The following is a 13,034-nucleotide window of genomic DNA, read 5'->3' on the forward strand; positions in this document are numbered from 1 at the left end:
CTCACAGGTTGTACTGCTTGCGCTTGCGGTACAGCGTCGAGGCGTCGATGCCCAACGTCTTGGCGGCTTGGTCCAGTGTGTCGGCGGTGGCAAGAACGGCGCCGATGTGAGCCTTTTCCAACTCATCCAGACTCAACGCGGCGCCGATGCGGGGCGCGTTGTTGGCCGGGGTTTCGGCCATGCCCAGGTGGCTGATTTCTACCCGCTCCTGCGGACAGATAATGCTCGCCCGCTCCACGACGTTGCGCAGCTCGCGGATGTTGCCAGGCCAACGGTAGCCGAGCAGTGCTTCTCGAGCCGCATCGCTGAAACCCCGGGCCGGACGCGCGTATTCCTTGACGAAACGAGCCAGAAAACGATCGGCCAGGTTGAGGATGTCTTCTCTGCGCTCCCGTAAAGGCGGCAGGTGCAAGGTGATCACATTCAGGCGATAGAGGAGGTCTTCACGAAAACGGCCGTCGCGCACCATGTCCTCCAGATTGAGGTTGGTGGCGGCAAGAATTCGCACATCGGCTCGGCGGGTGACCGGGTCGCCGACGCGCTCGTATTCCTTGTCTTGAATAAAACGCAGCAACTTTGGCTGCAATGTAAGGGGAAAGTCGCCGATCTCGTCAAGAAACAGCGTTCCTCCATCGGCCTGATTGACACGTCCCAAGGTACTTTCGCTGGCGCCCGTGAAGGCACCACGGCTGTGACCGAAGAGCTCGCTTTCCATGAGTTCGGCGGTCAGGGAGGGGCAGTTGATCGTGACGCAGGATTTCTTTGCACGCTTGCTCCAGCCGTGTATGGCCTGGGACAGCTCGCCTTTACCGGTACCGGACTCGCCAAGAATCAAAATGTTGGCATCGGTGCTGGCAACCTGGCGGGCGGTTTCGAGCACCACTTTCATCGCCGGGCTGTGGGAGTCCAGACCATCCTTGGGCTTGCGCACTTCACCTTCCAGAGCTTCCAGGCGGGCCGACAACTGTCGAACTTCCAGTTGCTTGGCGGTGGCCAGGCGCAGTTGGTCGGGGCTGCAAGGTTTGACCAGGTAATCGGCGGCACCGGCCTGGATCGCGTCCACTGCAGTGTCGACCGCCGAGTGCGCGGTGACGATGACCACACGCATCCACGGCGCTTGGATGCGCATTTGCGCCAGCACATCCAGACCATTGTCTTCACCCAGGCGCAAATCGAGGAAGCACAAGTCGAAGACCTGACGTTGCAACAAGGCATCGGCCTGTGCAGCGCTGTTGGCGGTCGCGACGCTGTAGCCTTCATCTTCAAGGCAATAGCGAAATGTACGCAGGATGGCGGATTCATCGTCCACCAGCAGAATGCGGCCTTGGTGCTCAGTGGCTGATTCCATTTTCCTACGCTCCTTAATGAATGATCTTGGTTAGTCCCGGAAAAATCGGGCAAGTTGCATGGTTGATTCTGGTCGATTCCGGCTACAACAGGGTAGCTCTCTCCTCACCCTACGGCTAATCGCCTGATTTTGTTGTTTTTTTATCAGATAGCCGGTCTGCACGCGGATTACCGATCCCCTTTGTGACATCCGCGCCCTCCTCGCAATTCAAAAAACTTCCAGGCATCCGACGATCGATCGTGCATTACGCACGACCGCTGGCGGAGCATCGTGCAGGATGCGTCCGATCCTATTTTCGTACCATCTATAACCATTTGATTTTATTAGATTTTTTTCAAACAAAAAGCTGGCATGCAGGCTGCAATGTCTTAGTTAACCAGGGCATTCGAACCGTTGCCCTCACCAAAATCACCACAGTGTGGGAGGAGCTTCAGGATGAGTCGCCAACGTGCCGCCCAAATGCGTATCTCGCCACTGCACATCCAGCAAGGTCTGTTTGCTGTTCTTGCGCTGTTGATCACGTTGATCGGCGGCCAGCAGTTTCAGCGTTGGGAGCAGAACTCGCACCAGGAAGCGTCGCGCGTGACGATTCAGCATCCGGTCCAGACCCACTTCAGCGCCGCCAGCAGCAACCAGGCTGACCTCGCCCCGATGCGAATGATGGACGTCGACCAGGCACAGCCTGTGGATGAGATGCCCCGTCTGGAACGTTGGGTGTTCTAACCAACAAAGCTTGAATCAACAGAGCTTGGCGTGCTGGCTGCGCCGGGAAAAGCACCACAAGCATCACCTCTAAAATAGAAGCGTAAGGAGAATCACCATGTTGAGCTGGGCAATCACATTCTTGATCATTGCCATCATCGCTGCAGTACTGGGCTTCGGTGGTATCGCGGGCACCGCCACGGGTATCGCCAAGATTCTCTTTGTCGTGTTCCTGGTGATGTTCATTGCTTCGTTCTTCTTTGGCCGTCGCGGTCGAGGCTAAAGATGAGCGTTTCCTTCAAGACACTGGCAGCCGCCCTGCTCCTGGGCGGTAGTGCCATGGCCATGGCCGCCAATGATGGCCAGACGCGGGCCAACGAGCTGCTGAGCGCTGACCCTCAATACCGTGAAACCTGGCAAGGCGTTGTGAAGAAAGAAGAACGCCTGCCGGAATGGGTGATGAACCTGTCCGGAGATGCCGAACAAATGAATGCCGTTGAAGAAGACGGCGACAAGTATCTGGTGGGGCCGCTGTGCGAATCGAAGGCCACATGCCTGAATAATCGATTAATAGTCGCCGTCAGCTTCGACAAAAATCATGCCTACGCTATGCTGGTTGAAGTGCCTGCGGGATTGCCGGCTGACAAGTCGCCGACGCGCCATGCCACCTATCGTTTTCTGGGAAAACCAGATCAGGGTATGCAGAATTTGCTGATGGAACAGCTGAAGAAAGATCCAAACTGGTACTGATTTTGAAGTATGAAAGAAGCCACACGGCTTCTTTCCAAATGCGCTACCCGAGAACGGTAGACGCATGACCAAGGGGTCGGGATGTTCTGCCTGTTTCAGGGGCGGAGTGACCTACGGGTACATGGGGTGCCTGCGCGAGGGCCGGGTCAGGCAAAAAGCTGCGACGCAAGTTCGCCGATCACAGATGCTCGACGGACTTGCGAAGAGCTTCTACGTGCAAAGCGTTGAATTAGAGCGATCCTCCCCATTTCGTCGCTTCACCCTCCAAAGATTGCCACGCCGCTTGGAAAGTCCTTTTCCGGTGGTCCACGCACGACCGTACATCGAGAAATATCAGCCCCCTTTTGCGGTTAATTTTCCCTGAAAATTGTCGGATTTTCCTGAAAAACACCCCTCGCCTGACTGATCAAAAAACAGTCAACCGGCCCTGAGATGGCCGGTTCACGGCACTTATGCCTGCCGAAATGTCGTATTCGAACCGGTTGGGACGCGAGTTTCACTATAAAAAGCTCATGCCGATTCGGCATAGGGTAGGCATTTACGGCATTAGACGTCGCTTCCTTGCATCGGAATAGTTGCGCCTTTTTTCGCCTGCCAGAGAGCCACTAACAAGCGCTCCGGGGTGCCTTATACGGGGGCAGATGCACAAGACTTTTTCGCCACAAGCGTTCCAGTTGCTGCATCGGCCTGAGTCAAACGCAAGTAAGGGTAAAGATATGAAGAAGGCAAAGCTTAGCCTCGCCTGGCAGATCCTCATCGGTCTGGTATTGGGGATTGCAATCGGTGCGCTGCTCAACCATTTCAGTGCCGAAAAGGCCTGGTGGATCAGTAACGTTCTGCAACCGGCAGGCGATATCTTTATCCGTCTGATCAAGATGATCGTGATTCCGATCGTGATTTCCTCGTTGATCGTCGGTATCGCGGGTGTCGGCGATGCGAAGAAGCTCGGCAGCATCGGCCTGAAGACCATCATCTACTTTGAAATCGTGACCACGATTGCCATCGTCGTCGGCCTGGTCCTGGCCAACCTGTTCCACCCGGGTACCGGCATCGACATGAGCACGCTGGGTACCGTCGATATTTCCAAGTACCAGGCCACGGCCGCCGAGGTACAGCATGAACACGCGTTCATCGAAACCATTCTCAACCTGATCCCGTCGAACATCTTCGCGGCTATCGCCCGTGGCGAGATGCTGCCGATCATCTTCTTCTCGGTGTTGTTCGGCCTCGGCTTGTCGAGCCTGAAACCCGATTTGCGCGACCCGCTGGTGAAGTTGTTCCAGGGCGTGTCGGAAAGCATGTTCAAAGTCACCCACATGATCATGAACTACGCCCCGATCGGCGTTTTCGCACTGATTGCGGTGACCGTGGCCAACTTCGGCTTCGCCTCCCTGCTGCCGCTGGCCAAACTGGTGCTCCTGGTTTACTTCGCCATCGCCTTCTTCGCCTTCATGGTGCTGGGCCTGATTGCTCGCCTGTTCGGTTTCTCGGTGATCAAGCTGATGCGCATCTTCAAGGATGAGCTGGTGCTGGCCTACTCCACCGCCAGTTCCGAAACCGTGCTGCCACGTGTCATCGAGAAGATGGAAGCCTACGGTGCACCGAAAGCCATCTGCAGCTTCGTGGTACCGACCGGTTACTCGTTCAACCTCGACGGCTCGACCCTGTACCAGAGCATTGCGGCGATTTTCATTGCCCAGCTGTATGGCATCGACCTGTCCATCAGCCAGCAATTGCTGCTGGTGCTGACGTTGATGGTGACCTCCAAAGGCATCGCCGGCGTGCCGGGCGTGTCCTTCGTGGTGCTGCTGGCAACGTTGGGCAGCGTGGGCATTCCATTGGAAGGCCTGGCGTTCATCGCCGGTGTCGACCGCATCATGGACATGGCCCGTACCGCACTGAACGTGATCGGCAACGCGTTGGCCGTATTGGTCATCTCCCGTTGGGAAGGCATGTACGACGACGCCAAGGGCCAGCGCTACTGGAACTCCCTGCCGCACTGGCGCAGCAAGGAAAAGCTGCCGGCTGGCGAGATTTCCAACAACTGATCAATCTGCTCCTGTAGGAGCGTGGCTTGCCCGCGAAGAACGATAACGCGGTGTACCTGATACACCGCGGCGTCCCATTCGCGGGCAAGTCGGATCGCCGCACCGCTCGCTCCTACAGTACGGAGTTGACCGCGCAGACTCAAAACAAACCCCGGAGAAATCCGGGGTTTGTCGTTTCTGGCTACCCCGTTATCATTCGCCGCATTCTTTGGGGGATTTAACTGATGCTCAATGGCCTGTGGCTCGGCTTCTTCGTCGTGGCAGCCGTATCGGCGCTGGCGCAGTGGTTGATCGGTGGCAACGCCGGAATCTTCGCGGCGATGGTGGAAAGCATTTTCGCCATGGCCAAACTGTCGGTCGAGGTCATGGTCTTGCTGTTCGGCACCCTCACCCTCTGGCTGGGCTTTCTGCGGATCGCCGAGAAAGCCGGGATCGTCGATTGGCTGGCCAAGGCACTGGGCCCATTGTTCCTGCGCCTGATGCCGGAAGTGCCGGCCGGCCACCCCGCTATCGGCCTGATCACGCTCAACTTCGCCGCCAATGGCCTGGGCCTGGACAACGCCGCCACGCCAATCGGCCTCAAGGCCATGAAGGCGCTGCAAGAGCTCAACCCCAGCGCCACCATCGCCAGCAATGCCCAGATCCTGTTCCTGGTGCTTAACGCCTCTTCCCTGACCCTGTTGCCGGTGACGATCTTCATGTACCGCGCCCAGCAAGGTGCGCCTGATCCGACGCTGGTATTCCTGCCGATCCTGCTGGCGACCAGTTGCTCGACACTGGTAGGTCTGTTGTCAGTGGCGGTCATGCAACGCCTGCGCCTGTGGGACCCGGTGGTGCTCGCGTACCTGATTCCCGGCGCCCTGATACTGGGTGGCTTCATGGCGCTGCTGGCGACGCTCTCGGCGACCGCTCTGGCCGGCCTGTCATCGATCCTCGGCAACCTGACGCTGTTCGGGCTGATCATGCTGTTCCTGGTGATCGGCGCGTTGCGCAAGGTGAAGGTCTACGAGGCGTTCATCGAAGGCGCCAAAGAAGGTTTCGATGTGGCGAAGAATCTGCTGCCGTATCTGGTGGCGATGCTCTGTGCAGTCGGCGTGCTGCGAGCCTCCGGGGCGCTGGATTTTGGTCTGGACGCGATTCGGCATCTGGTGGAGTGGGCCGGTTGGGACACACGCTTCGTCGATGCCTTGCCGACCGCCATGGTCAAACCGTTTTCGGGCAGTGCGGCACGGGCGATGCTGATCGAAACCATGAAGACCTCAGGGGTGGACAGCTTCCCGGCGCTGGTCGCGGCGACGATTCAAGGCAGCACGGAAACGACATTCTATGTGCTGGCGGTGTACTTCGGTGCAGTGGGCATCCAGCGGGCGCGGCATGCGGTGGGGTGTGCGTTGTTGGCGGAACTGGCCGGTGTCCTGGGTGCCATCGGGGTTTGCTACTGGTTCTTCGGCTAACCGCGAACCCCTTACCGCCTTACTTTGCTTTGACCGATGTGCTGTCCGTGATTTCGAAGCGCAGCACCCCGATCAGTTGGCCGTCCTCGGTCAACACCCGAACCTGCCACTTGCCCGCGGGGTTGCCGGGGAAGTTCTGCTTGTGGGTCCAGGCCCGGTAGCCTTCCTTGCGCCCGCCGTGAATATCCAGGGCGATGCGGTCGACCTCTTTGCCGTTGAACTGCCAGACGTGATAAATCCGCTCGTCCAGACCCCGCGGGGCATTGATCGCGGTGTAGGCGTACAGACCGCCGCCGCGAATCTGCTCGGCGCTGACCTCATCAAGGCTGTCGCCGGGAGTGCGGTCCTGCATTTGGGTGCTGATCGCCACATCGGTCATCCACAGCGTTGCCGGCGGCACCCACGATCGCAGCACCCAACCGACACCGCCGATGCCCACGGTGATACTCAGGATGGCCAGCGCGTTGCGCACGGTTCTGATCGGGAAGATCGACGCCAGGCTCGGGAAAGACAGCACGACTGCGGTGCCCAAAGCCAGTTTGAAACTTTGGGAAGTGGTCAGGTGCAGGATGACGGGCAGGGCGGTCAGCAGTGCCGCGAACAGCGTCAGCGTATGCAGCGCCAGGAACGCCCAGCGGCGCGGCGCCAGCCACTTGTAGTAGAGCGGGTCGATGATGGAAATCAGTGCGGCAATGCCCAGCATCCCGGTAAAGAACAACTGGCCACTGTTCCAAGTGGTGGTGATGAAAAAGAATGGCAGGACGAAGAACAGGCTTTCCTGGTGAATCATCTGCGTGGCGTAACGCAGCAACGGCCGGGGGATTTCGCGGTTGAAGATCCTGGCGAACAGCTTGGTCAGGCTGTTTTCCAGCATCAGCCAGATCCAGCTGATCAGCATGATGATGGTGATCCACGTCGCCAGGCCTTGCTGACGATCCACCAGCATGAAGCTGCCGACCCCGGAGATGAAACCGCCGAGCGCAATGACCCCTGGATAGCGCTTCATCAATTCCAGGATGCGCTGTACGAAAAGGGTCAGGGTAGGCATTCGGCGGTTCGCAATAGTCGTGGGAAAAATCCTCGACAGAGTACCGCCCGGTGGGCGGTGTGGCGAGGGGGAACGGTTACCGTCTGCGGTGGATTCGCCACCCCAGCAATCCCAGGACGATCAGCCCCATCACCCCGGCAATCGACCACATAAACTGGTCATCGCTCATCAACGGTTTTTCGATCCGCAGATAGCCAGGTTGCAGCAACAATTCACGCATGGCCTTGTTCACCTCTACCAGCGTCACCCCTCGCAGTTCCTTGGCCGGGTCGATGAAACGGCCGTCCTCGTAGCTGCCAAGGGCACTCCAATAATAATCGGCCAATGCACTGTTACCTTGCACGGCCCAGGCCTGGCGGGCGATGGCGGCCTGTTTGAGACGGTTGAAGGTGTCGGCATCCAGGCCGTCCTTGAGCAACCCGGCCTTCAATTCCTCCAGTACCTGTTTGGCCTCGGGCACGTCATCGCGGTCGAGGTCCGCGTTCAGGCTCATGAAGCCCACTCCGCCAAACACCTCGCGCTCGGCCGAGGGGCCGTAGGACAAACCATGGGTCAGGCGCAGTTGGCGGTAGAGCGCCCAGTCCAGATAGTCCTTGAGCAAGTCGAAGGTCTGATCGTGCTGATCCTCCTGCACCGGCTCCGGTACCAGCCAGTGCAACTTGGCAGCACCGCCGACGAAACCATGATTCAGCGTGCGCTCATGGGCGGCGCTGGTCTTGATGTCCGGCAGGGGCGGGTGATCGCTAGGCTCGACCGCCTCAAGCGCACCATAGGTTCGCTCCAGATAAGCCGGCAGCAGGCGGTCGAGGTCGCCGACCACGATCAGGGTCATGTTGTTGGGTGCGTACCAGGCCTTGCGCACTGTCTCCAGTTGTTCGCGGGTCAGGTAATCGACTTCGGGCCGCTCGGGGCATTTGAGGCCCAGTTCCACGGCCAGCTGATTACTCGCCGTATGGCCCAGGTCCTGGCGATCCAGCCAGCGTTGCAGGTGAGTGTAGTGGCCACCGTCTTCGCGCTCGACCACTTGTTTGGCGGCATTGATCGAGTTGTCGTCGATTCGGGTCTGGGTCAGCAGCGCCAACAACAGGTCGAGGACCTTACGCTGGTTTTTCGCCGGGGCCTCGATGACGAATGTGGTGTCGGCATTGCTGGTGAAAGCGTTCCACTCGCCGCCCAGGGCCTGCATGCGTTCCTCCAGGCCGCCTTCGCCAGTGGCATCGATGCCGGTGAACAGCAAATGCTCGAGCAGGTGCGGCAGCTCCTTGTCGGCACAGCTGAAATCATCGATACCGACGCCAACCACCAGACGAATCGCCACATGCCCGCGCTCCGTGCCAGGCTTGAGCAGCAATTGCAGGCCGTTGGGCAGGGTATAGCCTTCAACCTGGAAGCGATCCAGGGCAAATGAAGGGAATGAACCGAGTAACAGACAGGCGAACAACAGGCAACGCATAGCTGGCTTCCAGGCAATCGATCGGAGATCCGTGTCATCCTTCAGGTCGAATCAATGTTACTGACTGACCACTCTGCCAGACGTTCAAGGCGAATGCGTAGTGTCTGCCAAATCATCGACAACCAGTGCGCCGGTGTCCGTCGTTTCCAGCACTACATAAGCGCTGCTGCAGAACAGCGAGTTCAGTCGCTTCATGTCCGCGATCAGCTCCAGGTGCAGCGAACTGGTCTCGATACTCTGCACGATCTTACGTTGCAATCGACTGACGTGCGCATGGGCCAAACGGCGCTCCTGCGCGCGAAAGCGACGTTTCTCCCGCAGCAACTGGCGGGCGCTTTCCTTATCGGCACTGAGGAACACCGACAACCCGAGGCGCAAGTTGGCTATCAACTGGTGGTGCAGCCCCGCCAATTCTTCCAGCCCGACCTCGGAAAAAGACCGGCGCTGCGAGGTTTTCTGCTGCTGAACCTTGCGCAACATGCGCTCGATCAGGTCGCTGGCGAGTTTGAGATTGATCGCCAGCTCGATGATTTCCGCCCAGCGCCGACTGTCCTGGTCGCTGAGGTCTTCCCGGGGCATTTGCGCCAGATAGAGCTTGATGGCGCCGTAGAGCGACTCCACATCATCGGTCAGGCGACGCATTTCCTGGGTGACGGCGGTTTGCTTGCCGCGCAGCACGTCGAGCATGGCTTCAAGCATGTTGTCGATCAGATCGCCGATGCGCAGGGTTTCGCGGGCGGCGTTGGCCAGCGCCAGGCTGGGGGTGACCAACGCGGTCGGGTCAAGATGACGCGGTTTGGCGGTGCCGTTGACTTGCGGCCGCTCCGGCAGCACCCACGCACAGAACCTGGCCATCGGCCCGACACTGGGCAGCAGGATCAGGCAGCGGGCAGTGTTGTAGAGCAGGTGGAAGCCGATGACCATTTCCTGGGGGCTGAAGTCCAGGCTATCGATCCAGTGCACCAACGGGTCGAGTACCGGAATGATCAGCAGCAGGCCTATCAGCTTGTACAGCAGACTACCCAGCGCAACCTGGCGGCCAGCGGCGTTCTGCATGCTGGTGCTAAGGAAGGCGAGGATGCCGCTGCCAATGTTGGCGCCGATCACCAGGCCGATGGCCACGGGCAGACTGATCACCGCTGCACCGGCCAGGGTCGCCGTCAGCAGGACGGCAGCCAGGCTGGAATAGGAAATCATTGCGAACAGTGCGCCGACCAGGGCATCGAGCAGAATATCGCCGGTCAGTGAGGCGAAGATCACTTTCACACCCTGGGCCTGGGTGATCGGCGCGGCGGCTTCGACAATCAGTTGCAATGCCAGAATGATCAGCCCCAGACCGATACTGACGCGGCCCATTTGCCCCAGCCGGGTCTGTTTGCGGGACAGGAAAAAAATCACCCCGAGGAAGATCAGCAGCGGCGACAGCCACGACAGGTCGAGGGTCAGCACCCGCGCCATCAGCGCGGTGCCCACGTCGGCCCCGAGCATGGTCGCCAGGGCAGGGGTCAGCGCCATCAGGCCCTGACCGACAAAGGAGGTGACGAGCATGGCGGTGGCGTTGCTGCTCTGGACCATGGCCGTCACCACGATTCCCGAGATGAATGCCAACCAGCGCCTGGACATGTTCTGGCCGATGACGTGGCGCAAGTTGGAACCGTAGACCCGCAGGATGCCGGTTCGGACGATGTGCGTGCCCCAGATCAACAAGGCCACGGCTGATAACAAATTGAGCAGGGTGAGCATGCAGGCCCCCTGTGGTGGTAGCGCCCCAGTGGGGCAAAGTTGACGGTGCCGCGCTTTTTTCTACGTTCTGTACTTAAGCTGTAGTTGGCTAACGGTCTGGGCGCCAGCATCGCATAGCTAAAGAAGTGATTGAAACAAAACTGTCATGAAAACAGTTTGATGCAGAGCAGATATGAAAAAGGGGCCAGAAGGCCCCTTTGTCATCACATGGCATTCGGGTTACTGACCCGGAACATCCTTGCGCAGTTTCACCGGATCCGGCTGTTTGCGCTTTTTCGCCATCGCGGTGCGCAGCTTGATGTTGATGGTCTCCACCGCCAGCGAGAACGCCATGGCGAAGTAGACGTAGCCTTTTGGCAGATGCACATCCAGAGACTCGGCAATCAACACGGTACCAACCAGCAACAGGAACGACAGCGCCAGCATTTTCAGCGAAGGGTGCTTGTCGATGAACTCGCTGATGGTGCGCGAAGCAACCATCATCACCAGCACCGCAACGATGATCGCTGCAACCATGACCGGTACGTGGGAAACCATGCCCACCGCGGTGATCACCGAGTCCAGCGAGAACACGATGTCGATGATCGCGATCTGGATGATGGTGTAGAGGAAGTTGCCGCCCTTGCCCGAAGGCTCGTCGCTGCTTTCATCTTCGCCTTCCAGCGCGTGGTACATCTCCTGGGAGCTCTTCCACAGCAGGAACAGACCACCGAAGAACAGGATCAGGTCACGCCCGGAGATCCCCTGGCCGAACACTTCGAACAGGTCGGCGGTGAGGCGCATGACCCAGGTGATCGACAGCAACAACAGAATCCGCGTGACCATGGCCAGGGCCAGGCCGAAAATCCGGGTGCGCTGCTGCATGTGTTTGGGCATGCGGCTGACCAGGATCGAAATCATGATGATGTTATCGATACCCAGGACGATTTCCAGGGCGGTCAGGGTAAAGAAGGCAACCCAGATTTCAGGGTTGGTCAGCCATTCCATGTGTATTCCTTTGAGCGATTGTTAAACCAGGCCGGGCCCGGACTTCAAAACCACGAAGCCGGACCCGTCATGGTGAGTCTTGGGCTTATAGAGTGCTGAACAGCGGAAAAATCCCCATCAGCAATGCGGCGACCAGTATGCACAGGCAAACCAGCACTGCCCACTTCAAGGTGAACCGTTGATGATCACCGAAATCGATACCGGCCAGGGCCACCAACAGGTAAGTCGACGGTACCAGCGGGCTCAACAAGTGGACGGGCTGACCGACGATCGAGGCACGTGCCATTTCTACCGCGGTAATTCCGTAGTGACTGGCGGCCTCGGCAAGCACCGGTAACACACCGTAATAAAATGCGTCGTTGGACATGAAGAACGTGAACGGCATGCTCACCAACGCGGTGATTACGGCCAGGTACGGGCCGAGGAAGTCCGGGATTACCGCCAGCAGGCTTTTGGACATCGCGTCGACCATGCCGGTGCCCGAGAGGATACCGGTGAAAATGCCCGCGGCAAAGATCAGCCCGACCACGGCCAGCACGCTACCGGCGTGGGCCGAGATGCGGTCCTTCTGCTGTTGCAGGCACGGGTAATTGACGATCATCGCGATACTGAAGGCCACCATGAACAACACGGGCAGCGGCAACAGGCCGGCGACCAGGGTGCACATCAGGCCCAGCGTCAGGGCGCCGTTGAACCAGATCAGCTTCGGACGGCGGGCATCCGGAAACTGGGAAACGCTGATTTCGCTGTGGTCGATTTCATCACCCACCAGGTGCAATTCCCCCAGACGGGCACGTTCACGCTTACCGTAGAAGTAGGCAATCGCCAGGATCGCTACGACACCGGCCAACATCGCGGGCACCATTGGCACAAAGATGTCGGACGGATCGACGTGCAGCGCACTGGCCGCACGCGCGGTCGGACCGCCCCATGGGGTCATGTTCATCACACCACCGGCGAGGATGATCAGACCGGCCATGATCCGCGGGCTCATGCCGATGCGGCTGTAGAGCGGCAGCATGGCGGCCACACAGATCATGTAAGTGGTCGCGCCGTCACCATCGAGGGACACCACGAGCGCCAGCACGGCGGTGCCGACCGATACTTTCAGCGGGTCGCCCTTGACCAGCTTGAGGATCTTGCGCACGGCCGGGTCGAACAGGCCGGAGTCGATCATCAGGGCAAAGTAGAGAATGGCGAACATCAGCATCACGCCGGTCGGCGCCAGCTTGGTGATGCCTTCGAGCATCATCGGGCCGATCTTCGGCGCGAACCCACCGAACAGGGCGAACAGGATCGGGATGATGATCAACGCGATCAGCGCGGACAGGCGCTTGGTCATGATCAGGAACATGAACGTGATGACCATGGCAAAGCCAAGGAAAGTCAGCATGGGAATACTCCAGGCATAGCGCGGCTAGGGAATGGGCGAACCGATAGGGGTCAGCGCAGAACGGGAAGCACAAGACGTACGGGTGGAGTGGCGGCGAAGCGGCGAGTA

Annotated in this window: 11 protein-coding genes; 5 read left to right on the forward strand and 6 right to left on the reverse strand. The window is 59.1% G+C overall.

The window, feature by feature from the left end:
- Position 1: 1 nt before the first annotated feature.
- On the reverse strand, positions 2 to 1,348 hold the full coding sequence (algB, locus tag F8N96_RS24010; protein ID WP_150799924.1) for a sigma-54-dependent response regulator transcription factor AlgB: 1,347 nt from the start codon (positions 1,346 to 1,348) through the stop codon (positions 2 to 4).
- Positions 1,349 to 1,783: 435 nt separating this feature from the next.
- Between algB and F8N96_RS24015 the strand changes: the two genes are divergently transcribed.
- The 5 genes from F8N96_RS24015 to F8N96_RS24040 all read left to right on the forward strand — a co-directional run bounded on the left by F8N96_RS24015 (position 1,784) and on the right by F8N96_RS24040 (position 6,302).
- A complete protein-coding gene (locus F8N96_RS24015) occupies positions 1,784 to 2,071 on the forward strand; it encodes a hypothetical protein (RefSeq protein WP_150799925.1) in 288 nt (95 codons plus the stop codon).
- Positions 2,072 to 2,168: 97 nt separating this feature from the next.
- Positions 2,169 to 2,333, forward strand: coding sequence for a DUF1328 domain-containing protein (locus tag F8N96_RS24020; RefSeq protein WP_003177151.1), 165 nt, complete (start codon positions 2,169 to 2,171; stop codon positions 2,331 to 2,333).
- Between the two features lie 2 nt (positions 2,334 to 2,335).
- Complete coding sequence (locus F8N96_RS24025) at positions 2,336 to 2,800, forward strand: inhibitor of vertebrate lysozyme family protein (protein ID WP_150799926.1); 465 nt, start codon at positions 2,336 to 2,338, stop codon at positions 2,798 to 2,800.
- A 716-nt stretch (positions 2,801 to 3,516) separates the two neighbouring features.
- On the forward strand, positions 3,517 to 4,848 hold the full coding sequence (gene gltP / locus F8N96_RS24030) for a glutamate/aspartate:proton symporter GltP (RefSeq protein WP_150799927.1): 1,332 nt from the start codon (positions 3,517 to 3,519) through the stop codon (positions 4,846 to 4,848).
- A 224-nt stretch (positions 4,849 to 5,072) separates the two neighbouring features.
- Complete coding sequence (locus tag F8N96_RS24040) at positions 5,073 to 6,302, forward strand: nucleoside recognition domain-containing protein (RefSeq protein ID WP_150799929.1); 1,230 nt, start codon at positions 5,073 to 5,075, stop codon at positions 6,300 to 6,302.
- A gap of 19 nt (positions 6,303 to 6,321) precedes the next feature.
- Here the strand turns inward: F8N96_RS24040 and F8N96_RS24045 are convergent, their stop codons facing one another.
- The 5 genes from F8N96_RS24045 to F8N96_RS24065 all read right to left on the reverse strand — a co-directional run bounded on the left by F8N96_RS24045 (position 6,322) and on the right by F8N96_RS24065 (position 12,926).
- Entirely contained in the window at positions 6,322 to 7,350 is a 1,029-nt protein-coding gene (locus F8N96_RS24045) for a DUF5924 family protein (RefSeq protein ID WP_150799930.1), read from the reverse strand.
- A gap of 76 nt (positions 7,351 to 7,426) precedes the next feature.
- Complete coding sequence (locus F8N96_RS24050; protein ID WP_150799931.1) at positions 7,427 to 8,803, reverse strand: M16 family metallopeptidase; 1,377 nt, start codon at positions 8,801 to 8,803, stop codon at positions 7,427 to 7,429.
- Positions 8,804 to 8,887: 84 nt separating this feature from the next.
- Positions 8,888 to 10,546, reverse strand: a complete 1,659-nt coding sequence (locus tag F8N96_RS24055; RefSeq protein ID WP_150799932.1) for a Na/Pi cotransporter family protein — start codon at positions 10,544 to 10,546, stop codon at positions 8,888 to 8,890.
- 219 nt (positions 10,547 to 10,765) lie between these two features.
- A complete protein-coding gene (locus F8N96_RS24060) occupies positions 10,766 to 11,533 on the reverse strand; it encodes a TerC family protein (protein WP_150799933.1) in 768 nt (255 codons plus the stop codon).
- A gap of 85 nt (positions 11,534 to 11,618) precedes the next feature.
- Entirely contained in the window at positions 11,619 to 12,926 is a 1,308-nt protein-coding gene (locus F8N96_RS24065; RefSeq protein ID WP_150799934.1) for a CitMHS family transporter, read from the reverse strand.
- Between the last annotated feature and the right edge of the window lie 108 nt (positions 12,927 to 13,034).

The organism is Pseudomonas fluorescens, assembly GCF_902497855.1.
GTDB lineage: Bacteria > Pseudomonadota > Gammaproteobacteria > Pseudomonadales > Pseudomonadaceae > Aquipseudomonas > Aquipseudomonas fluorescens_BI.

Excerpts from the sequence above, each read along its gene's own strand:
- F8N96_RS24020 (WP_003177151.1), top strand. The coding sequence starts at position 2,169 with ATGTTGAGCTGGGCAATCACATTCTTGATCATTGCCATCATCGCTGCA.
- F8N96_RS24065 (WP_150799934.1), bottom strand. The coding sequence starts at position 12,926 with ATGCTGACTTTCCTTGGCTTTGCCATGGTCATCACGTTCATGTTCCTG.
- F8N96_RS24060 (WP_150799933.1), bottom strand. The coding sequence starts at position 11,533 with ATGGAATGGCTGACCAACCCTGAAATCTGGGTTGCCTTCTTTACCCTG.
- F8N96_RS24045 (WP_150799930.1), bottom strand. The coding sequence starts at position 7,350 with ATGCCTACCCTGACCCTTTTCGTACAGCGCATCCTGGAATTGATGAAG.
- F8N96_RS24055 (WP_150799932.1), bottom strand. The coding sequence starts at position 10,546 with ATGCTCACCCTGCTCAATTTGTTATCAGCCGTGGCCTTGTTGATCTGG.
- algB (WP_150799924.1), bottom strand. The coding sequence starts at position 1,348 with ATGGAATCAGCCACTGAGCACCAAGGCCGCATTCTGCTGGTGGACGAT.
- F8N96_RS24025 (WP_150799926.1), top strand. The coding sequence starts at position 2,336 with ATGAGCGTTTCCTTCAAGACACTGGCAGCCGCCCTGCTCCTGGGCGGT.
- F8N96_RS24050 (WP_150799931.1), bottom strand. The coding sequence starts at position 8,803 with ATGCGTTGCCTGTTGTTCGCCTGTCTGTTACTCGGTTCATTCCCTTCA.
- F8N96_RS24015 (WP_150799925.1), top strand. The coding sequence starts at position 1,784 with ATGAGTCGCCAACGTGCCGCCCAAATGCGTATCTCGCCACTGCACATC.
- gltP (WP_150799927.1), top strand. The coding sequence starts at position 3,517 with ATGAAGAAGGCAAAGCTTAGCCTCGCCTGGCAGATCCTCATCGGTCTG.
- F8N96_RS24040 (WP_150799929.1), top strand. The coding sequence starts at position 5,073 with ATGCTCAATGGCCTGTGGCTCGGCTTCTTCGTCGTGGCAGCCGTATCG.